The organism is Nocardioides pyridinolyticus, assembly GCF_054653575.1.
This window is the reverse complement of record NZ_BAAIFY010000028.1, coordinates 13,704-37,232: the sequence shown is the minus strand read 5'-3', so window position 1 is coordinate 37,232 and position 23,529 is coordinate 13,704. Positions and strand designations below refer to the sequence as shown.

Here is a 23,529-nt window from a genome sequence, read left to right as displayed (position 1 = left end):
GAGGGGCCGGTCCAACGGCAGCTGTCGGGGCGCGGTTCCCTACCGGCTCGCAGTTGGCGTCTCAGAGCCAGCTTCAGAACGGCCTGCCGCGTCTCGGCGAGATCGCTTCGACCTCGCACGAGTCCGGAACGAGATGGCTATCTCCTGGCCTCCAGCGGTCGCGCCGACAGTTACCACTGCCAATCCTCGAACCCTGCTACCGGCAGCTTCTTGACACAGAGGGGAGCCATGTCCGGACGCGCTCAGACGGTGGATCGGGGTGAGTACATGATGACGGCGACCCCTACCAGGCAGATCAGTGCGCCGGCGATGTCGTAGCGGTCGGGTCGGAAGCCGTCGGCGACCATGCCCCACGCCAGTGACCCGGCGACGAACACCCCACCGTAGGCAGCCAGGATGCGTCCGAAGTTGGCGTCCGGCTGCAAGGTGGCGACGAAGCCGTAGAGTCCGAGAGCGATGACGCCAGCGCCGATCCAGATCCAGCCTCTGTGTTCACGGACTCCCTGCCAGACGAGCCAGGCGCCGCCGATCTCGGCGACGGCGGCGAGGGCAAACAGCAGCAGGGATTTGGCGATGAGCATGCGGGCAGTGTGCCAGCGGAGACAGTCACAACGGTGGTTGCTGCAACGGCCGCACGTCCGTGGGAGCGAGCAGGTCGCGGCAGATCCCGATGGTGCGGCCAGAGCCGGCCTTTAGGATTCCTCGATAGGGAAGCCTGAACGATGCATCACGACGATCCCTGGGCCATGGGAGCACCCAGCGGAACACGCTGAGGACGGGGCGTCGGCACCAACAGTCATCGGCACAGTGACATCGCCTCGCGCCGGCGACCTCCGCGACTTTGTTCTCACAGCAAGCAGCAGGTAGCCGCCAAGCAGGAACAGAGTGACTCGCTTCAAGACAGTGCCTCTACCAATTGCGCCAGGCTGGGCGATCCAGCGAGACCCTGCGGTGTCGCGTAGACCCGGCAAGCCAGCCCCACTTGCTCATCACCTGTCGCGAATGGATCTCGTCCATCAACGAGAACTGTGGGTGAGCCGGTGAACCGCACGGCGATAGCGTTCTGCTCAGTCTCCACCTTGCGCCGGTGCACCGTGACGTCGTCGAGTGACACCACTCGTAAAGCCTCGGCGAGGCGCTCGTCGGCCACGGTCCAGTTCGGGCACCCATCGAAGTAGAGCAACTCAACCTTCATGACTCACCCTTCACGTTGCCGGGTCGGTGACCCATGTGTCAGAAGTATCCACCCAGTTCGTCGGCATCAAACGATGCCTGGATTTGCCCCGGTCTTGTTGGTGCCAACTCAACCGGGGGCAGACCCCCATCAGCTACAGGCTTTGCCAGAATCCGACGATGCTGGCAACGATCAAGGTGCTCGCCATCGTGACCGTTCACGTTCTGGGCGTCATCGCGGCGCACGACAAGACCATCGAGGTGCTCCCCCCTCGACACCAGGTCACCGGGCACCAGGGCGGCCTCCAACAACACCGCCCGGGACTCGGCCCTGGACTCCCTCGCCTCGACGTCCTCGGCGCGCTCCTGGTCACCGCCGCGACCGGCACCGCGATCTACGCCATGATCGACGCCGGCGAGTCCGGGTGGCTGGAGCCGAGCACCTGGGCCTGTTCGCGGTCGCGATCGTGGGCTACCTGCTGTTCGGCCTGCGTCAACGCACCGCCCCCCCTGATGGACCTCTCACTGCTGTTCCGTCGTCCCGCCTTCGCCGGGGTGTTCACGATCGGCATCGCGACCGCGCTCATGGTCGCGGTCTTCTTCTTGGGCTCCTTCTACCTGCAGCAGGTCGCCGACCTCGGCCCGCTGGCTACCGGGCTGCTGTTCCTCCCGGTCGCACTGTTCACGATGGCCGACGCGAACCTCGGCGGCCGGTTGATTGGCCGCACTGGCGGCCGCAGCCTCGGCGTGGCCGGCTTGGCGGTCGCCGCGATCGGGCTCGCGGTCCCGGCCCTGTGGCCGACCACCGTCGGTGTGGTCGTCGGCATCAGCCTCGGCGCGGCCGGCATCGGCGGCCTGTTCGTCGTGGCCGCGGCCACCGCCCTGGGCAACGTGGCGCCGCACGAGGCCGGCATCGCCTCCGGGGTGCTGTCAACGTTCCACGAGTTCGATGCCGCGTCACCGCGTCGAGCCCCCCAGGGGTGGCGGCTCGTCGCGCTCATGGGCGGCTCGCACGGGCGGTTTGCGTCACCGGTCGACCCCGGGCTCAGGCGAGCTGGTAGCCCGCCTCCTCCACGGCCGACCTGGCGTCGGAGTCGCCCACTCCCTGCTCGCTGGTGATCGTCACGAAACCGGACTCCAGGACCACGGACACCTCATCGACGCCCGGGATCTCCTGCACCTCCTCGGCCACGGAGGCGACAGAATGGCCACAGGTCATACCGGTCACGGTGTAAGTCTGGATCTGACTCATCAGCTGCTCCTCGTTGTCGGGCTGGATGGGCTCTCGAATCCACGCACGGGGCCTACTCCCTCAGGAGCGGACCAGGCGGGCGATGGCGTCCGAGGCCTCCTTCAGCTTGAGGTCGGCCTCGGACCCGCCCTCCTTCACGGCGTCGGCGACGCAATGCGCGATGTGCTCGTCCAGCAGCCCAAGTGGCACCGACTGCAGGGCCTTGGTCATCGCCGAGACCTGGGTGAGGATGTCGATGCAGACTGCTCCTCCTCGACCATCCGCTGCAGTCCGCGGGCCTGACCCTCGATCGACGCAGGCGCTTCAGGTAGGCGTCCTTCGCGTGGAGGTAGCCGTGCTGGTTCTCCGATTCCATGACCTCGGAGCGTACCCCCTGCGGGTATCGCCTCCTGGCCGCCACTCTCAGCCCGCGGGGGTGACCTCGTGGCGGGCGCGCGTGGACCCCGCCCCTAGCATGGCTGGTGATGGCCACACGAACGCCGCGACGCGAGAAGCGTGAGAGGGCCCGTCCCCACGGCCCTGCTCCGCGGTCGCAACGCGCGCGCAAGGCGTTGCGTCACCGTGCGGTATCGCTCGGGCCCGGTTGGTGGCTGGCCGTCGCTGTAGTCGCGGGCCTGTTCGCGATGCACGGACTCGGCATGCACGGCCTCCACTCCGCTGAGGGAGCCTCGTCGATGCACTCGGCGTCGACCTCGGGCGCCGTGATGTCCAAACTAGACACCGCCACGGCGGAGGTGTCGACCGCGCAGATGAGAGTGACCGGGCACGATGCGGGTGCCGCCGCACAAGCCGAAACCTCGCCCGCCTACCTCGACGCCACATCCCTCGAGTCAGCGACAGGCTCGTCACACAAGCCATCTGGTGGTGCTGCGCTTCTGGGGATGTGCCTGGCGTTGCTGGCATTCGGCGTCCTGTGGCTCCGCCGGTGGACCAGGGGTCGCCGTGCGTGGACGATCCCGCGCCGCGCCTTCACCTCCCGCGTCGCCCAACTGCCGGTGACCGCGCGAGACCTGAGCCCTCCGCTGAGGGCGGAACTTTCCATCTGGCGGTGCTGAGGGGCACGCCGCTCGGACGCCACCGCGGGTGTCCGGGCACTCGTGCCTGCCCAAAGCACAGACCCGAAGGAGAGAGAAGCATGATCAAAACCAAGCACAAGACCGTGAAACTCGTCGCCCCGTTGGTGGCCCTGGGGTTGGCGTTGACCGCCTGCGGTGGTGACGACAGCGGCAGCGGAGCCGCCTCCGAAGACCACAACGACCAAGACGTCAGCTTCGCGACCGACATGATCCCCCACCACGCCCAGGCCGTGCAGATGGCGGAGATGGCCGTCGAGAACGCCGAAAGCCAAGAGGTCAAGGACCTCGCCGAGGACATCAGCGCCGCGCAAGGACCCGAGATCGAGACGATGAGCTCGTGGCTCGAGGCCTGGGGTGAAGACGTCCCCGACACCGGCGCTGACGTGGGCGACATGGACCACGGCGGCATGGACGGCATGGAGGACATGCCGGGCAGGATGTCGTCCGACGAGATGGACGAGCTGGAGTCGGCCTCCGGACCGGCCTTCGACGGGATGTTCCTATCCATGATGATCGAGCACCACGAAGGCGCGATCGAGATGGCGCAGACCGAACAGGCCGACGGCGAGAACCCCGACGCCATCGACCTCGCCGAGACCATCGAGGAGACGCAGACCTCCGAGATCGAGACCATGAAGGAGCTCATCGGGTCGTAGCACGTCTCGGCAGACGCGCACACGGACTGCGCTTGGGTCCCGGCAGACGCGCCGGGACCCAAGCCGGTTCAGCTTCCTAGATGCGGTTGTGCATCGATCAGAGGTTGCCCAAGGTCGCGGCGCAGGACCTCGATGGCGCGCATTCGCCGGCACTTGCCGCGCGTGGGCCTGAGCCTGATCACCCGATCGGCGACGATGCTTGGCCGTCGGACAGGGTCTGGCCAACCTCACCTCGGCCGCGCTGGCCCTCGTCCTCCGGGTCGGGGCGCCGACCGCCGCCACCCACCGCAATAAGGACTGACCCGCACCGGGTTCCTACTGCTTCAACTCTTGCGCTCCGCAGGAGTTCAGGGCGAACCGCGATCATTGACCGGTGTCCACAACGTTCACGCACTCAACGTAGGATGCCCACTCGTTACAAGCGTGGTACAAATGGTCGAATATCTTCGACGTTTGCGCAGGTCAGCATGGGTCAGTCAGTCAGTACTACGACCTGTAGTCACTTCTCACGTAGAGCTCGAACTCGCTGTTCGAACTCAGAACTCGGCCACGAGGGCTCCAGCTTGTGCTGGGGCCCTCGTCGTTCTCGCGAGTGACGGTAGGCGAGCTACGACGTTCGGGGGGAGTACATGATCACGCCGACGCCGGCGAGGCAGACGAGAGCGCCGATGACGTCGTACCGGTCGGGTTTGAAGCCGTCCATCGCCATCCCCCAGGCGAGTGAGCCGGCGACGAAGACGCCGCCGTAGGCGGCGAGGATGCGGCCGAAGTGTGCGTCCTCCTGAAGGGTCGCGACGAAGCCGTAGGCGCCAAGCGCCACGATGCCGGCGCCGATCCAGATCCAGCCGCGGTGCTCTCGGACGCCTTGCCAGACAAGCCAAGCGCCGCCGATCTCGGCGACGGCCGCGAGCACGAACAAGCCCACGCTACGAAGGACTTCCATGATGGGCACTTTATGGTGAACGTCAGGCCGCGGTCGCCGCGGGGCGATCGCCTGAAGTCCGGGTGATGGCGAGTACGGCGACTGCCGTCGCCGCGAGATGGGGCGCCAACGTGAGACTGGCAAGCGCCGCCACACCGCTCGCGTTTTCGTCGAGCTGGTGCGCGACCTCACGGACGTCGAGGGCCGCGAACCCGAGCAGGAACGCAGTGGCGACTGCGAACACCTCGCGTCGCGGCCACCGCAGAGCGGCTCCCGCCAGCGCCAACGACAGCAGGGCACCGAGAACTATCAGTGGGGTGCCCTCGACGTCGATGCCCGCGATCGTCTCCGAGTTCTCCGAGGTTTCCGAGTGCGGTTTGGCCCCTTCGGTCTCCTCGCTGGCGCCTTCGTGGTGTGTCTCGGATCCTTCGTCGGTGTGGGTCTCGGACACTGCGGCCTCGGAGTGCCCTTGGCTTCGCTCCACGGTTGTGCCGACCACGAAGGCCGCGGCCGAGAGCACCATCAGCATTGCGAACAGCGCTGCAAGTCGTCGGGGCGTGTTCATGCGTCGCCTCCGAGCCGCTTGACCGTGAGCTCGACGTCGACCGGGCCCACCACCTCCGGTGCACACGCATCACGTCGGCGTTGGCGTCGCTGATTCCAGACCGCGAGCAACGCACCAGCCGCCACGACCAGTCCGAACACGATCCCGGCGAAGACGAACGTCGCCACCGTGGCCGCAGCGCCCGCGACTCCAAGGAGGGTCAGCAGAGGAGCGGCGCAGCACACCGCGCAGGCTGCGGCACCCGCCCCAAACAGGTGGCGATCCTTCAGGGACGGGTTCACGCGTTGCTCTCTTCTGGGCGGAGGCCGATCTGGACGAACGGGATGGGGCAGCAGTCCGACTGCGCGCACTGGATCAGGTCGTCACAACCCGCGTCGCGGGCCCGCGATCAGGCTGGCGCGGATCACCTGGAGGTCGGCGATCTTCTGCTCGACCTCGGCGAGCTTGGCCTCGGTTCGTGACTGCAACCCTCCGCCCGCACCGTGGTGGTGGCGTCCGGCCTCGAGTAGCTCGGCGACCTCGTCGAGGCTGAAGCCGAGGTTCTGGGCCGCCTTGATCACCCGCAGGGTGGTGACGGTTTCCTCGGGGTAGAGGCGGTGGCCGCCCAGGCTCCGGTCGGGTTCGGGGATGATGCCGCGGCGTTCGTAGTAGCGCAGGGTCTCGACGTTCACCCCGACTGCCTCGGCGACCTGTCCGGATCGCAGCGCAGCACTCACGAACGGGACCCGACCTTTGCCTGCGCGCGCTCGGCCAGCGCCGCAAGGACGGCCCCATGTGCTGGTTCTGTCGACACGGTCATCGAGACCGTGCCGTCGGTGATGGTGAGGCCGAAGGTGAAGAACGAGCAGCAGCCGGTCTCCTTTGCAGCCAGGCCGGCGGCCCGGGCGGCCACCTCGGCGTCGGGGCGCAGTTCGAACCGGACCTCCAACGGTGAGGCCTGATTGATGCTGAGGACGTCCTCGGCGAAGATGTCATCGAACTCCGCCCGTCGCAGCGGTTGCTCGGCCGTGGGCAGGGTGCACGCGGCGGGGACCCAGTCGTCGTCCACCAGGAGGTTGTCGGTCATGACTCGACTGTAAACCCGTACCTAGGTACAGGATGCAAGCGTCGCCTCATCACGGCTCACAACGCTCGCGATTTAGACTCGCCACTGTGAGCCGCACGGTGATGCAGCGCCACAACCCACGCAACCGCGAGTGTGGATGCGACGCCGACTGCTGGTGCCGCCGTACCGCTGTCGGCCGGGCGGTCAAGTGGTGGTTCCCCGCCCGACTGTTCGGGATGCAGCACAAGAGTTCCGCCACCGAGCAGTGGAAGCGCGACCAAGACCTGTCCTGACGGCCGGCTGCCGGGATTGATCGCCACGGGTTGACTCCGTAGTCGGGTACAGGGTTCACGATGGGGGCATGCGGACAAGAGAGCTGGCGGATCGAGCTGGCGTGAACAGCGAGACCCTGCGCTACTACGAACGCCGCGGCCTGCTCGCTGAACCACCGCGCACCGCGAGCGGCTATCGCGACTACCCGGCGTCAACGGTTGACCTGCTCGTGTTCATCAAGCGTGCCCAGGAGCTCGGGTTCACCCTGCAGGAGGTCGATGAGCTCCTGCACCTGGATGCCGGCGGCCCGGACAGCTGTGACGCAGCTCGCGGCCTGGCCGAGCAGCGCCGGGCCGACCTCAGCCGGAGGATCTCGGATCTCCAGCGGATGCGCGACTCGCTGACCGCCTTGGTCGACCCGTGCGAGCTCCCCCGGGCCGACCGAAGCTGCGCCCTGCTCGACGCCCTCGCAGCCACGAAGGAGGCGGTCGTATGAAGCTCGAGGTGCTGCACGTCACCGACTGCCCGAACCTGGAGCCGATGCTGGACCGGTTGGCCCAGGCCACAGACCTCCCGATCGACATCCGGGAGGTCACCACGGACGCAGAGGCCGCCATGCTCGGGATGAACGGATCGCCGACGCTTCTCATCGGTGGGATCGATCCGTTCGCGTCACCCGATGCATCTGTCAGCGGAGTGTCCTGCCGCCTTCATCGCGATGAGGACGGCAGGCTCGTGCCCGCCCCGTCGGTGGACCAGTTGCGCGTGGCGTTGGCGCAGGGGGATGCAATCGATCTTGGAGCGGTTGGCGGTAGAGCCCAGCGAGGGCCCGAGCGCCTGGCATAGCCGAGCCGAGTCCCTCGGCCCTGTCGATAAGGCGGTGCATCGACGGATCCCACGCTCCTTTGCCGCATCGGGATCACCCCTGATCCCAGCAGAAGCACCGCATCGTGGGGGCTGCCCAGCTGCCCTACGGGACCGCGTGGAACCACTCGATCCCGAGCAGTCGGCGGGCCAGTGGTCGAGGCAGGGCGAGGATCAGGCCGATCGTGCGGACGCCGCCCCCGGTTTGCGAGGTGTGGGCCGCCAGAGCGGCGCGCTTGGCGTCGACGTGGCTGCGGGTGTCGACCCTGAGGGTCAGGTCGGTGCGAGGGGTGTAGATGTCGTCGCCGGGGAGGGTCAGGCCTGGGCCCCACCGTCCGAGGGGTCGGAGAATACGAAGGATGCGCAACAGCCACGTCTGGTCGAGGGTGGCCTCGAGCAGCAGCGGGCGACGCGAAGCGAGCTGCTGTGCCTTACGGGCAACCCGGTGCACATGGATATGGTCGGGGTGTCCGTAGCCGCCGTTGGCGTCGTAGCCGGTGAGAATGTCGGCGTCCTCCTCGTCGAGGATCACCGCAACTGCGCGGGCTGCGTCCTCGATCGGTGCGTCAACCAGTCGGCCACTCCTGGTCGTGGGCGCATCGGCCATGCCGGAGTCCGCGTAGCCGAGCCAGGCGATGCGTGCGGTTCCGAGTGCTCTCGCGGAGGCTGCGGCCTCGCGGCGCCGTGTCTGCCCAAGCGCCCCTACGGAGTACTTGGGGGCCGCGAGCCCGGCGTCGCCATCGGTGGCGAACACCAGCACGACGCGGTCACCGGCGGCGGCACGCTGGGCCAGCCAGCCGCCCGTCAACAATGCCTCGTCGTCGGGGTGCGCATGCACGGACACGATGGTGGACATGGCGAGTTCAGGCTTCCGCCGCGAGCGCATACGGGGCGTCAATCGTGGGGGCTGCGGCGCCGACGTGGTCGGCGGCCTTCTGGTAGAGCGCATCAGTGCGTCGAAGGACATCGCTCCAGTCGAGCTTGGGGGCGCTGCGCCGGTTGTGCGCCGCGATTCGAGTGCGCAGGCGGTCGTCGCGCACCAGGTCGGCGATCGCGAAGACCATCTCGGTGTCGTTGGCAACCAGCATCCCGTCGGTCCGGTCGCCGATGAACTCGCTGACGCCGCTGCGGCTGTTCGCGACGACGGGTAGGCCGGCGCACCGCGCCTCAAGTGCGGCGATTCCGAACGACTCCTTGGGTGACGGGGCGATGTAGATCGCCGCGGCGCGCAGTTCGTCGAGCACCCTTGTTCGTGGAATCCGGCCGGTGATCCGCACAACCTGGTCGAGTCCGTGGCGTTGAACGTAGCGTTCGGCACGCCGGCGCAGGGGCCCGTCGCCGACTACGACGAGCTTCAAGTCGCGGTCGGGAAGGAGCCGGCGAACCTCGGCGAACATCTTGAGCAGCGCTAGCGGGCGTTTGCGCGGCATGAGGCGCATGACGCTCACCAAGATGATCGGTCCGTTCTCGGGCGTCCCTGCCGCCTCACCCCGCCGGTCTCGGTAGTCGGGCCGCCAGTTGCCGATGTCGATCGCGTTGGGCAACACGGCGACGTCGGCGTTGCCCAGCGACCGGCGGAAGGCCTCGGCCGCGGCCGTGCTGACCGCGGACCAGGCGACGGGCCACCGGCGGAGGCTGGTGAGGGAGACCAGGCGGAGGAGTCCGCCGGCGCCTGCCCACATCGAGTGCACCGTGATCAGGGTGGGGATGCCGGCGGCCATCGCGGCGCGGGCAACGCTCACGCCGTAGGGAGACCACATCGAGATGTGGACGTGGACGGCGTCGTAGTCGGTGACAAGGCTGCGCACTCGAGCGGCGGGTAGGCGATGTACCCAGGCCGGGTTGGGGCCGGTGCTGGCGGTAGGGGTGAGCACGTGGGCGTCGAGGCCGGATGCGCGCTGGTGTCGGACGAGGTCGTCGACGTGGGTCTCAATGCCGCCCAGGCGCGGCAGAAAGACATCGGTGACGTGCGCGACCCGGCGGATCGAGCCGATCGACCGCACCGAATCAACCGTTGGCCTGCGAGTAGAGCGCTGCGCGAGGAACCAGAGTCCCAGGACCCCACCGCCGACGGGGATCTCGATGGCGAAGATGAACAGGCGGTACAGCAGGGCCGCAGCGCTGACGCCTGCCGGGTCGCCGCCCAGCGTCAGCAGCACACCGACCAGGCCCAGATCCGCGATACCGACGCCGCCCGGGGTGAGTGGGACGATCGTGAACAGTCGCTCGACGGCGAACCCGGCGAGCACTTCGGGCCAGGTGGTTCCCGCCCCGGTCAACTGCAGGCAGAACCCGAGCAGGAGCCACTGCAGCGCGACGTACCCGCAGATGCCGGTCGTCATCCGAACCCATCCGCTGGCGACCAGGCCCGCGCACTCCCGCCGGACGTCGTTGAGCAGGTCCGGGAATCCCGGGGTGTGGTCGCGACCGATCAACCGCAGCCCGAAGCGCAGCGTCTGTTCGATGGCGCGCCCGAGCAGACCGGTCCCTCGTGGGCTAAGGAGGAGCACCAGTGCGAAGGTCGCGAGGGCGGCGAAGGCGGCACCGGCGAGCAGCGACATCGTCGTGAGCTGCGGCGTGACGGTCTCACCCGCGCGAGCGAGCACGATGACGCCGATGATGGGCAGGAGCAGCTTGGAGCCGACGTCCCACAGGTTGGTCAGGAAGGTGTAGCCGGTGAAGGAGCGGGTGTCGATGCCCCAGGCCTTCATCATCCGACGGTTGAGCTCGACTCCGGCGGCTCCGCCAAGGGGGACCACGTTGGCGAGCGCGCTGCCGGTCACGTTGAGAGTCATGGCACGCCGGTGTGTGAGGGCGGGTGCCGCCGCCGTCAGAACGAAGGAGTGGACGAAGAGCCCGAGCAGCCACAAGACGACGAGTGCGAGGAAGGCGGGCCAATGCACGGATCGCAGCACCGGGAAAACGCCCGCCCAGGACTCATCGACGGTCTGTGGGAGGACAACCGCCACCAAGGCGAGGGCGAGGAGCCAGGATGCAAGGAACCTCAAGCGCCCCCACGCCGGCGGACGGCGCACGGGCGAACTCGCGGCTGCGGCGAGCGTGTCGCCCCGTTGGCCGGGCAAGTCCGTCAGGGTCATCGCGACGCCACATTGCTCGATTGGGCGCATGGGGCAGGCGGCGCGTCCTTGGTGCGGTGCGTGATCTCGCCAAGCCGCCACTGCAGCACGAGGGTGGCGGCCTCGCGGGCGACCTCGGGGCTCATCTTGGAAGCGCCGGCGGTGCGCTCGGTGAAGGTGATCGGATGCTCGGCGACCCGCAGGCCGAGCCGTTCGCTGCGCCAGGTGTTCTCCACCTGGAACCCATAGCCGTTGGACGTGGTCTGCAGGACTCCGGCCGCGACCAGTGCGTCGGAACGCCAGGCCCGGAAACCTGAGGTGGTGTCTCGCGTTGACAGGCCGAGCAGGTGGCGCGCGTAGAAGTTGGCGCACCATGACAGGACCCGGCGGCGAAGCGGCCAGTTCTCCGTCGCGCCCCCGGTGACATACCGGGAGCCGAGCACGACGTCGTGTGTGCGCAGCAGCGCGAGCATGGCCGGAACGGCGGTGGCCGGGTGGGAGCCGTCGGCGTCCATCTGGATGATCGCGTCGTAGCGGTCGGTGATGGCTGCGGCGAAACCGGCACGATACGCGGCACCGAGGCCCTCTTTGGACGTGCGGGTGAGCAGGGTTAGCCAGTCTCCGAAGGCCCGGTGAGAGCGCACCAGCGCCCCGGTGCCGTCGGGGCTGTTGTCATCGACGACCAGGACGTCGAGCGACGTGTGCTGGGTGGTGGCCCTGACCGCATCGAGGGCACCCAGAAGCGCTGGGAGGGTCGCTGCCTCGTTGTAGGTCGGAATGACGATCGCGCAACGCATAGCCGGACCGTAGGCGGGGGCCCATGAAGCGAACATGAAGCCACCACCCACCAGGGCGGTCAGGCCTCCAGCCGTTGGGCCGCGGACGGTGGACGACGTACACCGATAGTCCGCGGAGCCAGCCACCAGGCCAGTGAGGCGATCGCGAGGCCGGCGGGGATGTCGACGGCGAAGTGCCAGCCGAGGTAGACCGTGGCCACCATTGTCCCGGCCAGAAACACTCCGAGCGCGATGGTCGTGCGCCGCAAGCGATGCCACCACGCGAGCCCCAGGATCGTGGCCGTCACGCCGACGTGCAGGCTGGCGAACGCAGAGACCTGCGCGAACGCGTCACCGGCGTGCGGGTGCGCGAGCAGGTAGTCACGCTGGGCCAGGTAGCGGGCCTGGGTGTCCTGGATCATCATGTGCGGCAGTCCGGCGAAGTCACCCGGCTCGGCCTGGAACGGCCCCAGCGAGGGGATCAAGTAGTACGTCGCGGTGCCGAGGATCCACACCCACACGAACGCCGCGATCCCGACGTACGCGTCACGCATTCGCCTGGCCATCACGACAGCGGCTGGGAACGCGACCACTACGAGACTCGGGAACGACTCGTACCAACCCATCAGCACCCACGCCGCGGCATGGTTGCCCAACACGTCGTGGAGCAGGACCGCGGGACTGTGACCGAAGAACAGCCACCGGTCCCACTGGGTGAGCATCGCGTCGCGCGAGGCGTTGAAGACGTCCCAGCTCTTGAGGTTGTGATAAGTGAAGTAGGTCAGGTGGTAGGCCAGGAGCGCGGTCCACGCGAGTGCCAGCCGGCTCGGAGTCCACCGCAGGTGGATGGTCGCCCACACCCGCCGTGCTGTCCGGGGGCGACCGGTGCGGATGAGTCCGTCCAGGGCGAGGAGCCCAAGGAAGATCCCGAGGGTCAGGAGCACGCGGCTGACCAGGAACGCACCGTGCGGGTCGCGGAACGGGATACCGACCTGGACTGACCGCGCGATCCCGGCCCCGAGGAAGCAGGCGACGACGGCCCACAGCCGCGCCGCTCGAAACCACGATGAGCGCGGTGCCTCGCGGACCCTGCTGACCGGTTTGGCGCTCGACTGCTGGAGGGCGCTCATGGACTCAACTCCTTCACGCCGGGAACCTAGACGCCCAGGCATGAAGACCGGATGAACCGCCACCGACAGGTGCGCCACTACCCCTCTGGCTGTGTCCCGGATGCGTCGGTCAGTACGGGTGCCGTCGGCAGGAGCACCGTGACTGTCATCGCCGGCCCGTGCGTGCACGGCACCGAGGCGACGCGCCCGTGCGAGGAGTGCCGACCCTCGTGGCAGAGCCGTAGTTCGCCGCTCGCTCCGGTGACCAGCGCCGCGACCAGGGAGAGCCCGAGCCCCGAACCGGGTCGAGGCCGCGCCTCATCGGCTCGTACGAAGCGCTGGGTCGCCGTGGCTAGCAGTGCGGGCGACATGCCGTCGCCGGAGTCTGCGACCATCAGTCGCGCCCACCCCGGCGCCGGTTCGTCGACGCTCACCTCGACCGGCGGCGCCCCGTGGACACCGGCGTTGTCGAGGAGGTTGGTGACCACCCGCTCCAGCTCGAAGTCGGCCAGCGGCACCATCAGGTGGTGCTCGGGGAGGGTGACGGTGAGGGTGCCCGCGTGCTCTGGATCGGCCAGTCGTCGCTGGTTGATCGTCCGGCTGGCGACGGTCACGAGGTCGCTGTGACCGGCGGTGTTACTTGCGTCTACTCGGCCGAGCTTCAGGAGCTGGTCTGAGAGCGCGGCGAGCCGATCGAGGTCGACCTTGAGCTCGGTGAGGATGCGTTCGTGCTCGGCCGGGGTGCGGGGCCGCCGGAGCGCGAGCTGGATCCGGCTGGTCAGCAGCGTGATCGGAGTGCGCAGCTCGTGGCTGGCCTCGGTGACGAACTGCCGCTCACGGTCGAGGGCACCTTCGAGGGTGGTGAGCATCTCGTTGAAGGTGTGCCCAAGACGGGTGATCTCGTCATCGCGCAGGGGAGGCACGTCGAGCCGCAGGCTGGTGTTGCCGGCCGCGATCGCCGCTGCGCGACGTCGGTAACGTTCGACGGGGCGCAGCGCGGCGCGGGCCAGCCGCTCGCCAACCAAGGCGGTGACCAGCAGCGCACCGAATCCCGCGAGGGTGAGCTGCACGAGGAGTTCTCGCAGCGCCTCGTCGCGGTGGTCACGCCGGACCCCCACCAGCAGATAACGCCGCGGAGACGCCGAGAGCTGGACAACCTGCAGACGATACGGCTCGCCCGAGACGGGTAGGAAGTCGCCCACGTCGAAGGTGCGGGGCGTCGTGGCCACTCGCTCGAGCTGCCACGAGCTGAGCAGTGCGGTCGCCCCGGCGGGGCCACCGTTGTCGAGGATGGTGCCGTCGGTGTCCAGCACCTGCCAGGCCACACCGGTGGCATCGGCCGGGGACCGGCTGCTCACCTGTCCGTCGGGTTGAACAAGTGGCTGGAGTGTCTGGCTCGCTTGGGTCAGCTCGGTGTCGAGTCCGCGGTCCAAGGCGTACTCGACCCTCCAGTAGACGAAGACACCGGCCGCGACGAGCACAACGAGACTCGCGGCGGAGAACCCGGCGACAAGGCGGACCCGCAACGGGAGACGTGAGAGCCGTGAGCGGAGCTCGCTCATCGTTTCGCTACCGGGGTCTCTAGTCGGTAGCCAACTCCGCGCAGGGTGGTGATCGTGTCGGTGCCAAACGGCTTGTCGATCTTGCCGCGGATCGCGGCGAGGTGGACGTCGATGACGTTGCTGCGCAGGTCGGTCTCGCCGTCCCAGACCTCGTCGAGGATCGTCAGCCGGGTCACCACCTGTCCGGCGTGGGAGGCCAGCAGGTAGAGGATGTCGAACTCGCGCGCGGACAGGGTGATCTCGACACCGCTGCGGGAAGCCCGACGAGCCACGGGGTCCACCACCAGGTCACCGATCTGCACCGGCGCCTCCCCGCTGAAACCGCCCCGGCGGTACAGCGCACGCAATCGGGCGAGGAGCTCGTCGAGGTCAAAGGGCTTGGGCAGGTAGTCGTCGGCCCCCGCATCCAGGCCGTCGATCCGGTCGCGCACGTCTCCACGGGCGGTGAGCATCAAGATCGGCGTCGCCATCCCGATGCCGCGCAGGCGTCGTGCCACCGTCACGCCATCCATGCCGGGCAGCATCCAGTCCAGGAGCACCACGTCGAAGCTCGTGTCGGTCAGGAGCCGGTCGTAGGCGACGCGACCGTTGTGCACGACTTCAACCTGCCACCCGGCCTCGGCCAGCGACTCCTCGAGCAGGCCAGCCAGGCGGACGTCGTCCTCGGCAACCAGAATCCTCATCGGGTCGCCTCGTCCTCGCGTTGCCAGATGTGCCAGTCGCCGTAACTCACCCGCTCAACGTAATGCCGCTCCAGATACAGCTGCGCCTCGCCGGCATCCAGCCCCCACGTGTCGAGGCTGTCGCCGGCCACGACCAGCCACCGCGGAGCCGATGGCCCGGCCATCACCTCCCGCAGCTCTTCCAGGCGTGGGTCCCGAACTCGCACGGGCAGGCTCCACAGGTGCTCGTACGGGCTTTGGAGCCCGCTGCCGGCGACGATGTCGGGATGTCCGAACCCGACCACGACCCCGTCGGAGGCCTGCGCGTGCTCGCGCAGGTAGGACATCACCTGCGCATCCGACGAGACGGAGGCCGGGGTGGCAACGTGGTGCACCCACACGGCCAGGCTCGCCGCCGCGGTGTAGGCCACCGCAACCGTCAACATTCGCCTGGACCACAGCCCGGGCCGGGCGATGGCGATCATGAGTACCAGGCCCGGGAGCAGGCCGGTTAGGTAGTGCAGCCAGTAGCTGCCGCCCAGTAGGGCCCCGCACAGCTCCCAGGCGACCAGCGCGACCACCGGCCACGTCAGGCCGGCGGTCGACTCGGACGGATTCGCAGCAGCCGGGGCCGCCTGTCGCCGCGCACGCACCATGCGCGTCAGGACCGTCGCCGCCGAAACGGCCAGCACCACTGCGGCGCCACTGGTCAAGAACGCAACGATCAACCCGGTCATGCGCTGCGGAGTGGCCTCCGAAGCCGAGGAGCCGATCACCCCCGAGGCCTGGATGCGGAACACCACGATCGCATCCCACAGGTCACCGACCGATGTGCCCTGGGCCCAGGCTGCTGCGACCGCCGCGCCGAGCATCCCCGCAGCTCCTGCAACAAACGCGGCCGCGCGTCCCCCGAGCCGGCTCACCCGGCCCCGCGACAGCACCACGAGAACGACTCCGAACACGAAGACGTCGATGACGTTCTGCTTCACCAGCGCCGCGGCCATGCCGGACGCGCCGGCCCCGACGGCGAGCGCGAACACCCGCGGTCCCCACGGCCGGCGCAGCGCCGCGAGCAGACACACCAGGCCGAGGATGACGAACGGCACCGCCAGCACCTCGCCGTCAGTCTCCGGCATCCCGAACAGCGGGCTGGACAACAGCGCGGCTGCCAGCACCACGGCCGTACGGCGGGCCCACCGTGCCTCTGGGGCGAGCTGGCGGGCCAGAACGCCAACCAGAATCATCGACGCCCCGCTGGCGAGGGCGCCGAGCACCTTGACACCTGGCGCGGTGACCCCAGCCGCCGTCGCGCTGGTCGGTCCGAGATGGGCTGCCACGGAGAACAACCACAGCAGCAGCGGAGGCCTGTCGACCCAATAGTCGCCATACAACGAATGGCCCGGGCTCCAGTGCTGGGCGAGCAGCAGGAACCCGCTCTCGTCCGAGGTCAACGGGCTGTGCAGGAACGGCAGCCACGCGGCCGTCGTCAGCAGCGCCGCGAACAGCAACCCCGAGGTTGCCCAACCCCGCCTGCTTGCGCGCGCGCCGGCCTCCGCTGCGGGGATTGCCCGAGCCGGTCCGGACGTGCGGTCGCTGACAGTAGTGGTCACACGGGGACCGTAGGAAACCGTGGATGAAGGGGCGGTTAAGCCGGTTGCGCGACGTCGTTGACGAGGGTCGAGGACGCTGCTTCGATCGCGGACGCGTCGCCGCCATCCGCGTCACCGACCGCACCAGCCGCGGTGCTCTCACCGACGCGCGCCCGGCGACGGCGGATCGCTCGTGCGGTCAAGAGCATCCCAATTACCCCGAGCGTGACTCCGATGCCCACGACCGAGATGTAGTGGTCGACGGTGTGCCAGCTGTTCCCGGCGAGGTAGCCGGCGAGGACCATCGCTGCGCCCCACAAGGCGCCGCCGGTGACGTTCGCGATCGCGAAGCGCCGGTACGGCATCCGCGCCATCCCCGCCAGTCCGGGGATCATCACCCGCAATGCGACGGTGAACCGGCCCAAGAAGACCGCCCAGCCGCCGCGCCGGGACAAGGCGCCTTCGGCGCGATCAAGATGCTCGGCGTTGACGAAGCGCCCCAGCGTGGAGTCCAGAATCCGCCGCCCCCAGCGGCGACCCACCAGGTAGCCGATCGCGTCACCCGCGACCGCGCCAGTGACACCGGCAGCCATCACTGCGGCCAGCGGCACATGGCCCTGGCTGGCCACCACGCCACCCAGGAGCACCGCCATCTCTCCGGGGAAGATGAAGCCCAGGAAGGCCGAGGACTCCAGGGCCGGCAGCGCGAACACCACCAGCAGCGCCAGCCATGCCGGAGTCGCCAGCAGATGCTCGATCAGGCCGGTCATCACGCAGCCCTCGGGGATGCGGTCAGCAGCGCTCTCACCGGCGTGCGTGCCAACAGCTCCACCAACCACAAAACGAGAGGTCGAGCAACAAGGTAGGAGCCCACCGCCACGACTGCACCGACGAGCAGCCCCGCCGCGACGTCGAGCGGGAAGTGCGCGCCGATGTAGACGCGCGTAAAGGCCATCGCGAGCGCAAGTCCGGCCGTGACCATGCCGAGGCGACGATGCGCGAGCAGCACACCAGCCGCGACCGCCCCGGCCATGACGGCGTGGTCACTCGGGAAGGAGTAGTCGCTGCTGCGCGAGCCCAGTACCAGCGCGTGCGGGAGCACCGTGTAGGGCCTGGGTTCGGCCACGGCGGCGACGAGGAACTGGTTGACGCCCAGAGCTAAAAGTGCGCCGATCGGAGCCCACAAGGCAGCGGTGACCCGCCGCAGATCCCCGTCGCGGCGTACCAGCCACCAAGACAGCAGGAGCAGAGCGGCGAACATTCCCACGCCGTACTCGGCGTACAGCCGTGCCGGGATGTGCAGCCACGGCGTGACGCGTGCCAGGCGATTGACTGCCTCGAACCAGTCTTCCTGGACCTGAGCCCACACCACCGATCCAGTGCTCGCGCTCACGAGTTCGTCCTCCGTCCCGCAGACCCAGCGGCCTGCATCCGGTCGAACCGTAGGCACAGCCGCATGAAGCAGCCATGAAGCCAATGCCGGGCGCAACTGCGACCTTCACGTCTCCTTCACGGGGCGCCGTCACGCTGTCGACCATGAGTGAGGTCACCCACCTTCCGAGGGCACGAAGGGGATCAGCGGCGTGTCGTCGCGGCGCGCAGCGACTGGCGACGACGCCGAGCGCGCCCACTGCCGCGATCTTTGGCCGTGCGGCCCGACGGGATCGCGGCGCCGGCGGATGACGCGTCTCGTCATCCCGTTGCTGCTGGGCGTGAACTGGATGAGTCCGGACTGGCTGCTGCAGCAGTTCGGTCAGAGTCTGGTCTGGGTGAGCTTGCTGATGATCTTCGTTGAGTGCGGGCTGCTGTTCCCGTTTCTGCCCGGAGACACACTGCTGTTCGCACTGGGCCTCTTTGTCGCCACCGGTGACCTCTCTGTGATCTCCGACGACAATGGCGTCGGGCTGGCTCTCGCGCTCTCCCTGTTCTCCCTCGCAGCCTTCCTCGGCAACGTCGCAGGTTATGAGATCGGACGCCTGGCCGGGCCGCGGCTCTACCAGCGCGACAGCCGCTTCTTGAGGCGCCGCCACCTGGACAAGACGCAGGCGTTCTTCGAGCGCCACGGCAACCGCGCCATCCTGCTCGGGCGCTTCGTCCCCTTCGTCCGCACCTACGTCACGCTGGTGGCCGGCGTGGGTCGGATGGAGCGACGCCGGTTCCTGATCTGGAGCGGCGCGGGGGCGATGTTCTGGGTCGCCACCATCACCCTGCTCGGGTACTTCCTCGGCAACACAGTTCCGTCGCTGAAGGACAACGTCGACTACGCAATCCTCGCGATCCTGGCCTTCTCGGCCGCCCCGGCCGGCTACCACTGGTGGCGACGCCGCCGCCAAACCCAGGCTTGAGGCTTGCGTCGCGGACCGCCGGCGACGAGTCCCCGCCTCGCCTTCATGGGGGCTTCACCCGACGGCAGTCATCCTCGCCGACATGACCACACAGACAGCTCCTGCCGCGGCAGTGCCGCTGCTCACTCTCTCGCCGGGGGCTGCAGCACCCCGTATCGCCGTGATCACCGGCAGTTACGGCGCGGGCCACAACTCTGCTGCCCGGGAGCTCGCACGCGTCCTCACCGCCTTGGGCTGTGAGGTCGAGATCCACGACATCGTGACGCTGTTGCCATGCAGGCTCGGGCCGGTTCTTCGCAGGGCGTACTACGCCCAACTGCGGCGTCGGCCCAACTCCTGGGGAACGACCTTGAAGCTGCTCGAGCCGGGCCGTGTAGCGCATCGACTGGTGACACGGCTGCTCGCGTTCGCCGCTGCCCCGGTTGTTGAGGCCACCCGTGGTTGCGACCTCGTCGTCACCACCCACCCGTTCGGCGCCCAGACCCTCGGGCACGCTCGCTTGTCCGGCCAGCTCGCCGCGCCCGCGATTACCTACCTCACCGACACCTCCGTCCACTCACTGTGGATCCACCCCGGCATTGACCTCAATCTCGCCATCCACGACGTCGCAGCGGCCGAGGCACGTCACTGGGGCGGAGCAACCGAAGTGGTCCGGCCGCTCCTTCCGGACAGCGCACCTGGTGTTTCCGGCACCGAGAACGGCGAACAGCCACTAGTCGGCGAATTTGTGGGGCCGTGGGCTCTGGTCACCGGCGGCTCACTTGGCATGGGGGAACTGGAGGAAACCGCCCGCGACCTCGTCAACGATGGGCAGATGACGCCGGTGGTGCTGTGCGGCACCGACACTCGGCTGCGTGACCGGCTCTCCAAGATCCCCGGGGTTGTCGCGCTCGGATGGCGCGATGACGTCCCTGCACTCATGGCAGCTAGCGACTGCATCGTGCAGAACGCGGGCGGGTTCACCTCCCTGGAGGCACTGGCCTCCGGTTCGCCCGTCTTGACCTACCGCCCATTGCCCGGCCACGGTGTCGCGAACTCGATCAACCTGGAGACAGCTGGGCTTATCCCGTGGGCCCGCACCTCAGATGACCTCGCCCGCCTGCTCACGCTCGCTATGACGGCTCCGCGACACAGCCGGCTCCCGGTCGACGCACCCCAGGTCCTCGACCTGATCACCAGGCTCGCGCCGGCCATCATTGCCGCATGAGTCGACGAGCGGCCGCGCTGGGCGTCGGGGCGCTCACAGTCGCGGCAGGCCCCGCGCTGACTGCGATCGGCCCGTTGCGGCGACACGCCTGGCCACGCCTGTCCGGAGCCTCAACCACAGCCCACGTCGCGCTCACCTTCGACGACGGCCCAGACCCGGTCAGCACCCCCGCGTTCCTCGAGTTGCTCGCCGAGCACCAGCGGACTGCCACCTTCTTCGTGCTCGGGTCCCAAGCTGTCGACAACCACGCCCTGGTTCGCCAGATCAGCGCGGAAGGACATGAACTTGCCGTCCACGGCTGGACGCACCGATGCGTCCTCGCGACGCCTCCTACCCGGCTCGCTCGGGAGCTCCGAGACGCACGGCAGGCGGTCGAAGACATCACCGGGACGGCGCTCACCTGGTACCGCCCTCCATACGGCGTGCTCAGCACCGCATCTCTGCACGCGTGCCGCACCCTTGGCCTGACACCCGTGCTCTGGACCGCATGGGGCCGCGAATGGGAGCGGTCCATGACATCCGCCCGGATCGCCGCAACGGTCCAGCGCACACTGGATCCTGGCGGCACCATTCTGCTCCACGACACCGACCTCCACGCCCCCCGCGGCGACTGGCGACGAACCCTGGCCGCGACTGCTCAGCTCCTGGCCGGCCCCCTGTCCACCGCGAGCGTGGGTCCGCTCCGCGACCACTGGAGCACCGGCACCTGTCAGAATCGGTCCACGTGACGCAGACATCCCCCAGCCGCGGCGCAGCACCCGATGCCACGTCCGGGACCTGGACGCCCTGGCGGGCGGTCATCGCCTTCGGCCTCGTCAGCCTCGCAGCCGACATGGTCTACGAAGGCATGCGCGCCATGGCCGGACCCCTCCTCGGCACTCTCGGCGCCTCCGCGCTCACCGTCGGCCTGGTCACCGGCGCTGGCGAAGGCATCGCCCTCGTGCTCCGGCTGGCGACCGGCGTCTGGGCCGACCGCAGCCACAACCACTGGCGGCTAACCGTCCTCGGGTATGCCATGACAGCCGTCTGCGTTCCCCTCCTCGCGATCACGCCGTTCATCGGAAGCGCCGGCCTCGCCGTCGCGGCAACCCTGATCCTGCTCGAACGCACCGGAAAAGCCGTCCGGAGCCCAGCGAAGTCGGCCCTGCTCGCACGGATGGCCACTGCCACCGGCCGCGGCAAGGGATTCGCCGCCCATAAGGCCCTCGACCAGATCGGCGCCTTCTCCGGCCCGCTGCTCCTCGCCAGAATCGCAGCCCTCACCGGTGTCCTATGGCCAGGCTTCGCAGTCCTGGCCATCCCCGGTGCGTTCGCGCTCCTGCTCCTGGCCCAACTGCGCCGCCGTGCACCTATCGTGACCGAACCCGGGCACGACGAACGCCCTGGCCCCTCACCCGCACCAAGCCCGATCGCAGAACTCGGTAGGGCCGTGGTCGGCAGTGACCTGCCTCGCACGTTCCATCTCTTCGCCGCGTCCGCAGCCATGACGACCGCAGGCCTCATGACCTTCGGTGTCATCTCCTTCCGGTTCGTCCAAGAGGGTCTCGTCACCCTGGCAGCGGTCCCACTCGTGTACGCCCTCGCGATGGCGGTCGAGGCCCTGGCCGCGCTCGGCACCGGCCATCTCTTCGACCGCCGAGGTGGCCGCATCCTCATGATCGTCCCCGTGCTCGTCGCGATCGTGCCCTTCTGCGTCTTCGCCACCGAACTGTGGCTGGTGCTTGTCGGCATCGTTGCGTGGGGGATCGCCACGGGTATCCAGGACTCGACGGTCAAGGCCTACGTTGCCGACCTCGTTCCCGCTCCGCGTCGAGCCACCGCCTACGGCGTCTTCGCCGCCGTACAGGGACTCGGAGCCCTTACCGGCGGCGCGCTGGCCGGCGCCCTCGTCGAGCACAACAGGGGTGGCTTGGCCATCACAATTGCACTCCTCCAGGGTCTCGCACTGCTTCTCCTCTGGAACACCACGCGGACCGCCGCCGCAGAACCGACCTGAGATCTGTGGAGCGCAGGCGCAGCGGGCGACCCGGATGGGCGCTACCCGTTTTGGATCGTCGGCGCCGTGTTCAAGTCCGTGCCCACGCGCATCGCCGGCGCCCTGGTCACCCTCGTCGCCTCCTCCCGGGGGCCTTCGAACGAAGGCGTCCAGATCCAGCTCACCCACGAACAACTCGCCGCCGCGCTGCGCCATCCGCTGGCATACATGCCGCGGATACCGGGAGCGAGCTCGGGTTTCGACTCGGTCGCGATCCGCGCACCGTCGTTGGCGTCGGCGTTGGCCGCGAGTGGTGTCTACGAGAACGCTGTGGATATTTGAGAGATTCGTCATGACCCAACTTCGCCGGTGCTCGCGAGAACGCGCGGAGGGCGGCGGCAGGTGCGTCGGGGAGCCTCCGAAAGGAAGGTGTGTGCCAGCGTGTTCATCCCGATCAGTTGCCACCGCGGAGGCTCAACTCTTCGCCCCGCTCAGATCCGGGCAGGGCGGCCCGCACCCGTTTAGTTTAGTGGGTGCGGGCCGCCCAGGTGGGGTCAAGCCGCCTCCAGCGCTGCCTCCTCTCGGTTTTCGGTGCGGTCGACCTTGGTGATCGTCAGGTAGCTGACGAGACCGAGGATCGCGGTGAGGAAGATGAGGCTGGTGCCGGTGGTGCCGAGACTGAGTCCACCGTTGCTGGTGGGCTGGCTGGTGAAGTCGCCGATGGAAGCACCGAGGGGTCGGGTCAGGATGTAGGCGGCCCAGAAAGCAGTGACGGCGTTGAGACCGAGCTTCTTCCACGCGACCGTGATGGCGCCAATCATGCCTCCGAAGATCAGCACCGACGGGCCGTAGCCGAAGGCGAGCTTCTCGGCGAAGAGGTCGCCGGCAGCGGTGCCGAGGGCGAAGGTGAGCAGCACGGCGAGCCAGTAGAAGGCCTCACGCGGGGTGGTGGAGATGGTGTGGATGGACAGGGTGCGCTCGCGGGCGTACCAGATCCCGAAGGTTGCGGCCAGTGCGGCAGCAAAGACGCCCGTGGAGACGAAGAGAGAGACACCGAGGTTGTCGGTGAGGTTGTCGGTGATGAGGGTGCCGACCACGGAGATCAGGACCACGGAGATCCAGTAGATCGAGGGGATGTAGCGGCGCGCTCGGAACTGCGCGGTGAGCGCGACGGCGAGGAGGCCGGTCATGATCGCCGAGGTGGCGGTGAGTCCGAAGCCCAGGGTGCCGTTGAGGTAGTCGGCGGCGGTTTCTCCGACCGTAGTGCAGAGGATCTTGATCAGCCAGAAGTACAGCGTGACCTCTGGGACCTTGTTGAGCATGGCCCGCGCGTCGTGGCGCCGGGCGGCGGTACTGGTTGTGGTGGTCATGCGCCGTACGCTGACCGGGTTTTCTGACATC

28 protein-coding genes and 1 pseudogene are annotated in these 23,529 nt (G+C 68.4%); 10 read left to right on the top strand and 19 right to left on the bottom strand.

Going from position 1 to position 23,529, the window contains the following annotated elements:
- Positions 1 to 242: 242 nt before the first annotated feature.
- Entirely contained in the window at positions 243 to 581 is a 339-nt protein-coding gene (locus tag ACYQ0U_RS19365; RefSeq protein ID WP_459975521.1) for a YnfA family protein, read from the bottom strand.
- 314 nt (positions 582 to 895) lie between these two features.
- Positions 896 to 1,195 carry a DF family (seleno)protein gene (locus ACYQ0U_RS19360; RefSeq protein WP_459975520.1) on the bottom strand — a complete coding sequence of 100 codons (300 nt, stop codon included), beginning with the start codon at positions 1,193 to 1,195 and terminating at the stop codon, positions 896 to 898.
- 158 nt (positions 1,196 to 1,353) lie between these two features.
- On the opposite strand from ACYQ0U_RS19360, the gene ACYQ0U_RS19355 reads away from it, so the two are divergent.
- Positions 1,354 to 2,292, top strand: a complete 939-nt coding sequence (locus ACYQ0U_RS19355) for an MFS transporter (RefSeq protein ID WP_459975519.1) — start codon at positions 1,354 to 1,356, stop codon at positions 2,290 to 2,292.
- On the opposite strand, the gene ACYQ0U_RS19350 is transcribed toward ACYQ0U_RS19355, so the two are convergent.
- Together ACYQ0U_RS19350 and ACYQ0U_RS19345 are read right to left on the bottom strand one after the other, a co-directional pair.
- Positions 2,219 to 2,425: a heavy-metal-associated domain-containing protein gene (locus ACYQ0U_RS19350; protein ID WP_459975518.1), complete on the bottom strand. Its 207-nt coding sequence runs from the start codon at positions 2,423 to 2,425 to the stop codon at positions 2,219 to 2,221. The genes ACYQ0U_RS19355 and ACYQ0U_RS19350 overlap by 74 nt on opposite strands.
- Before the next feature lie 60 nt (positions 2,426 to 2,485).
- Positions 2,486 to 2,780, bottom strand: a pseudogene (locus ACYQ0U_RS19345) (metal-sensitive transcriptional regulator).
- Between the two features lie 693 nt (positions 2,781 to 3,473).
- Between ACYQ0U_RS19345 and ACYQ0U_RS19340 the strand changes: the two are divergent.
- Positions 3,474 to 4,157, top strand: a complete 684-nt coding sequence (locus ACYQ0U_RS19340; protein ID WP_459975517.1) for a DUF305 domain-containing protein — start codon at positions 3,474 to 3,476, stop codon at positions 4,155 to 4,157.
- Between the two features lie 607 nt (positions 4,158 to 4,764).
- On the opposite strand, the gene ACYQ0U_RS19335 is transcribed toward ACYQ0U_RS19340, so the two are convergent.
- The 5 genes from ACYQ0U_RS19335 to ACYQ0U_RS19315 form a co-directional block, all read right to left on the bottom strand.
- Positions 4,765 to 5,100, bottom strand: a complete 336-nt coding sequence (locus ACYQ0U_RS19335) for a YnfA family protein (RefSeq protein WP_459975516.1) — start codon at positions 5,098 to 5,100, stop codon at positions 4,765 to 4,767.
- A 22-nt stretch (positions 5,101 to 5,122) separates the two neighbouring features.
- Positions 5,123 to 5,644, bottom strand: coding sequence for a hypothetical protein (locus tag ACYQ0U_RS19330; RefSeq protein ID WP_459975515.1), 522 nt, complete (start codon positions 5,642 to 5,644; stop codon positions 5,123 to 5,125).
- Positions 5,641 to 5,925: a hypothetical protein gene (locus ACYQ0U_RS19325; RefSeq protein WP_459975514.1), complete on the bottom strand. Its 285-nt coding sequence runs from the start codon at positions 5,923 to 5,925 to the stop codon at positions 5,641 to 5,643. Before ACYQ0U_RS19325 ends, ACYQ0U_RS19330 begins: the two co-directional genes overlap by 4 nt.
- A gap of 81 nt (positions 5,926 to 6,006) precedes the next feature.
- On the bottom strand, positions 6,007 to 6,360 hold the full coding sequence (locus ACYQ0U_RS19320; RefSeq protein ID WP_459975513.1) for a MerR family transcriptional regulator: 354 nt from the start codon (positions 6,358 to 6,360) through the stop codon (positions 6,007 to 6,009).
- Positions 6,357 to 6,710: a hypothetical protein gene (locus ACYQ0U_RS19315; RefSeq protein WP_459975512.1), complete on the bottom strand. Its 354-nt coding sequence runs from the start codon at positions 6,708 to 6,710 to the stop codon at positions 6,357 to 6,359. The genes ACYQ0U_RS19320 and ACYQ0U_RS19315 overlap by 4 nt, the downstream gene beginning before the upstream one ends.
- A gap of 86 nt (positions 6,711 to 6,796) precedes the next feature.
- Between ACYQ0U_RS19315 and ACYQ0U_RS19310 the strand changes: the two genes are divergently transcribed.
- The 3 genes from ACYQ0U_RS19310 (at position 6,797) to ACYQ0U_RS19300 (ending at position 7,808) form a co-directional block, all read left to right on the top strand.
- On the top strand, positions 6,797 to 6,982 hold the full coding sequence (locus ACYQ0U_RS19310) for a hypothetical protein (RefSeq protein WP_459975511.1): 186 nt from the start codon (positions 6,797 to 6,799) through the stop codon (positions 6,980 to 6,982).
- Positions 6,983 to 7,050: 68 nt separating this feature from the next.
- On the top strand, positions 7,051 to 7,458 hold the full coding sequence (locus tag ACYQ0U_RS19305) for a MerR family transcriptional regulator (protein ID WP_459975510.1): 408 nt from the start codon (positions 7,051 to 7,053) through the stop codon (positions 7,456 to 7,458).
- Positions 7,455 to 7,808 (top strand): hypothetical protein, encoded by a 354-nt coding sequence (locus ACYQ0U_RS19300; RefSeq protein WP_459975509.1) that lies wholly within the window; start codon positions 7,455 to 7,457, stop codon positions 7,806 to 7,808. The genes ACYQ0U_RS19305 and ACYQ0U_RS19300 overlap by 4 nt, the downstream gene beginning before the upstream one ends.
- Before the next feature lie 124 nt (positions 7,809 to 7,932).
- Here ACYQ0U_RS19300 and ACYQ0U_RS19295 read toward each other — a convergent pair whose 3' ends face one another.
- The 9 genes from ACYQ0U_RS19295 to ACYQ0U_RS19255 form a co-directional block, all read right to left on the bottom strand.
- Positions 7,933 to 8,682, bottom strand: coding sequence for a PIG-L family deacetylase (locus ACYQ0U_RS19295; RefSeq protein WP_459975508.1), 750 nt, complete (start codon positions 8,680 to 8,682; stop codon positions 7,933 to 7,935).
- A 7-nt stretch (positions 8,683 to 8,689) separates the two neighbouring features.
- Positions 8,690 to 10,924, bottom strand: coding sequence for a glycosyltransferase (locus tag ACYQ0U_RS19290; protein WP_459975507.1), 2,235 nt, complete (start codon positions 10,922 to 10,924; stop codon positions 8,690 to 8,692).
- Complete coding sequence (locus ACYQ0U_RS19285; RefSeq protein ID WP_459975506.1) at positions 10,921 to 11,700, bottom strand: polyprenol monophosphomannose synthase; 780 nt, start codon at positions 11,698 to 11,700, stop codon at positions 10,921 to 10,923. Before ACYQ0U_RS19285 ends, ACYQ0U_RS19290 begins: the two co-directional genes overlap by 4 nt.
- Before the next feature lie 59 nt (positions 11,701 to 11,759).
- Positions 11,760 to 12,809 carry a phosphatase PAP2 family protein gene (locus tag ACYQ0U_RS19280; RefSeq protein WP_459975505.1) on the bottom strand — a complete coding sequence of 350 codons (1,050 nt, stop codon included), beginning with the start codon at positions 12,807 to 12,809 and terminating at the stop codon, positions 11,760 to 11,762.
- Positions 12,810 to 12,886: 77 nt separating this feature from the next.
- Positions 12,887 to 14,314, bottom strand: a complete 1,428-nt coding sequence (locus tag ACYQ0U_RS19275; RefSeq protein ID WP_459975504.1) for a sensor histidine kinase — start codon at positions 14,312 to 14,314, stop codon at positions 12,887 to 12,889.
- Between the two features lie 32 nt (positions 14,315 to 14,346).
- Positions 14,347 to 15,033: a response regulator transcription factor gene (locus ACYQ0U_RS19270; RefSeq protein WP_459975503.1), complete on the bottom strand. Its 687-nt coding sequence runs from the start codon at positions 15,031 to 15,033 to the stop codon at positions 14,347 to 14,349.
- Entirely contained in the window at positions 15,030 to 16,622 is a 1,593-nt protein-coding gene (locus ACYQ0U_RS19265; protein ID WP_459975502.1) for an ArnT family glycosyltransferase, read from the bottom strand. The genes ACYQ0U_RS19270 and ACYQ0U_RS19265 overlap by 4 nt, the downstream gene beginning before the upstream one ends.
- 35 nt (positions 16,623 to 16,657) lie before the next feature.
- Positions 16,658 to 17,371 (bottom strand): DedA family protein, encoded by a 714-nt coding sequence (locus ACYQ0U_RS19260; protein ID WP_459975501.1) that lies wholly within the window; start codon positions 17,369 to 17,371, stop codon positions 16,658 to 16,660.
- Entirely contained in the window at positions 17,371 to 17,994 is a 624-nt protein-coding gene (locus ACYQ0U_RS19255; protein WP_459975500.1) for a phosphatase PAP2 family protein, read from the bottom strand. The genes ACYQ0U_RS19260 and ACYQ0U_RS19255 overlap by 1 nt, the downstream gene beginning before the upstream one ends.
- A gap of 286 nt (positions 17,995 to 18,280) precedes the next feature.
- On the opposite strand from ACYQ0U_RS19255, the gene ACYQ0U_RS19250 reads away from it, so the two are divergent.
- From ACYQ0U_RS19250 to ACYQ0U_RS19230, 5 genes are all read left to right on the top strand, one after another.
- Entirely contained in the window at positions 18,281 to 18,946 is a 666-nt protein-coding gene (locus tag ACYQ0U_RS19250) for a DedA family protein (protein ID WP_459975499.1), read from the top strand.
- Between the two features lie 82 nt (positions 18,947 to 19,028).
- Positions 19,029 to 20,153, top strand: coding sequence for an MGDG synthase family glycosyltransferase (locus ACYQ0U_RS19245; RefSeq protein ID WP_459975498.1), 1,125 nt, complete (start codon positions 19,029 to 19,031; stop codon positions 20,151 to 20,153).
- Positions 20,150 to 20,881, top strand: coding sequence for a polysaccharide deacetylase family protein (locus tag ACYQ0U_RS19240; RefSeq protein ID WP_459975497.1), 732 nt, complete (start codon positions 20,150 to 20,152; stop codon positions 20,879 to 20,881). Before ACYQ0U_RS19245 ends, ACYQ0U_RS19240 begins: the two co-directional genes overlap by 4 nt.
- Entirely contained in the window at positions 20,878 to 22,149 is a 1,272-nt protein-coding gene (locus tag ACYQ0U_RS19235) for an MFS transporter (protein WP_459975496.1), read from the top strand. Before ACYQ0U_RS19240 ends, ACYQ0U_RS19235 begins: the two co-directional genes overlap by 4 nt.
- 66 nt (positions 22,150 to 22,215) lie before the next feature.
- Positions 22,216 to 22,470 carry a hypothetical protein gene (locus ACYQ0U_RS19230; RefSeq protein WP_459975495.1) on the top strand — a complete coding sequence of 85 codons (255 nt, stop codon included), beginning with the start codon at positions 22,216 to 22,218 and terminating at the stop codon, positions 22,468 to 22,470.
- 212 nt (positions 22,471 to 22,682) lie between these two features.
- Here ACYQ0U_RS19230 and ACYQ0U_RS19225 read toward each other — a convergent pair whose 3' ends face one another.
- Positions 22,683 to 23,498 (bottom strand): COG4705 family protein, encoded by an 816-nt coding sequence (locus ACYQ0U_RS19225; protein ID WP_459975494.1) that lies wholly within the window; start codon positions 23,496 to 23,498, stop codon positions 22,683 to 22,685.
- Between the last annotated feature and the right edge of the window lie 31 nt (positions 23,499 to 23,529).

What these genes read in the sequence shown, in the direction of transcription:
- ACYQ0U_RS19365 (WP_459975521.1), bottom strand. Translation starts at nt 581, where the DNA reads ATGCTCATCGCCAAATCCCTGCTGCTGTTTGCCCTCGCCGCCGTCGCC.
- ACYQ0U_RS19360 (WP_459975520.1), bottom strand. Translation starts at nt 1,195, where the DNA reads ATGAAGGTTGAGTTGCTCTACTTCGATGGGTGCCCGAACTGGACCGTG.
- ACYQ0U_RS19355 (WP_459975519.1), top strand. Translation starts at nt 1,354, where the DNA reads ATGCTGGCAACGATCAAGGTGCTCGCCATCGTGACCGTTCACGTTCTG.
- ACYQ0U_RS19350 (WP_459975518.1), bottom strand. Translation starts at nt 2,425, where the DNA reads ATGAGTCAGATCCAGACTTACACCGTGACCGGTATGACCTGTGGCCAT.
- ACYQ0U_RS19335 (WP_459975516.1), bottom strand. Translation starts at nt 5,100, where the DNA reads ATGGAAGTCCTTCGTAGCGTGGGCTTGTTCGTGCTCGCGGCCGTCGCC.
- ACYQ0U_RS19330 (WP_459975515.1), bottom strand. Translation starts at nt 5,644, where the DNA reads ATGAACACGCCCCGACGACTTGCAGCGCTGTTCGCAATGCTGATGGTG.
- ACYQ0U_RS19315 (WP_459975512.1), bottom strand. Translation starts at nt 6,710, where the DNA reads ATGACCGACAACCTCCTGGTGGACGACGACTGGGTCCCCGCCGCGTGC.
- ACYQ0U_RS19305 (WP_459975510.1), top strand. Translation starts at nt 7,051, where the DNA reads ATGCGGACAAGAGAGCTGGCGGATCGAGCTGGCGTGAACAGCGAGACC.
- ACYQ0U_RS19300 (WP_459975509.1), top strand. Translation starts at nt 7,455, where the DNA reads ATGAAGCTCGAGGTGCTGCACGTCACCGACTGCCCGAACCTGGAGCCG.
- ACYQ0U_RS19295 (WP_459975508.1), bottom strand. Translation starts at nt 8,682, where the DNA reads ATGTCCACCATCGTGTCCGTGCATGCGCACCCCGACGACGAGGCATTG.
- ACYQ0U_RS19290 (WP_459975507.1), bottom strand. Translation starts at nt 10,924, where the DNA reads ATGACCCTGACGGACTTGCCCGGCCAACGGGGCGACACGCTCGCCGCA.
- ACYQ0U_RS19285 (WP_459975506.1), bottom strand. Translation starts at nt 11,700, where the DNA reads ATGCGTTGCGCGATCGTCATTCCGACCTACAACGAGGCAGCGACCCTC.
- ACYQ0U_RS19280 (WP_459975505.1), bottom strand. Translation starts at nt 12,809, where the DNA reads ATGAGCGCCCTCCAGCAGTCGAGCGCCAAACCGGTCAGCAGGGTCCGC.
- ACYQ0U_RS19270 (WP_459975503.1), bottom strand. Translation starts at nt 15,033, where the DNA reads ATGAGGATTCTGGTTGCCGAGGACGACGTCCGCCTGGCTGGCCTGCTC.
- ACYQ0U_RS19260 (WP_459975501.1), bottom strand. Translation starts at nt 17,371, where the DNA reads ATGACCGGCCTGATCGAGCATCTGCTGGCGACTCCGGCATGGCTGGCG.
- ACYQ0U_RS19250 (WP_459975499.1), top strand. Translation starts at nt 18,281, where the DNA reads ATGACGCGTCTCGTCATCCCGTTGCTGCTGGGCGTGAACTGGATGAGT.
- ACYQ0U_RS19245 (WP_459975498.1), top strand. Translation starts at nt 19,029, where the DNA reads ATGACCACACAGACAGCTCCTGCCGCGGCAGTGCCGCTGCTCACTCTC.
- ACYQ0U_RS19240 (WP_459975497.1), top strand. Translation starts at nt 20,150, where the DNA reads ATGAGTCGACGAGCGGCCGCGCTGGGCGTCGGGGCGCTCACAGTCGCG.
- ACYQ0U_RS19225 (WP_459975494.1), bottom strand. Translation starts at nt 23,498, where the DNA reads ATGACCACCACAACCAGTACCGCCGCCCGGCGCCACGACGCGCGGGCC.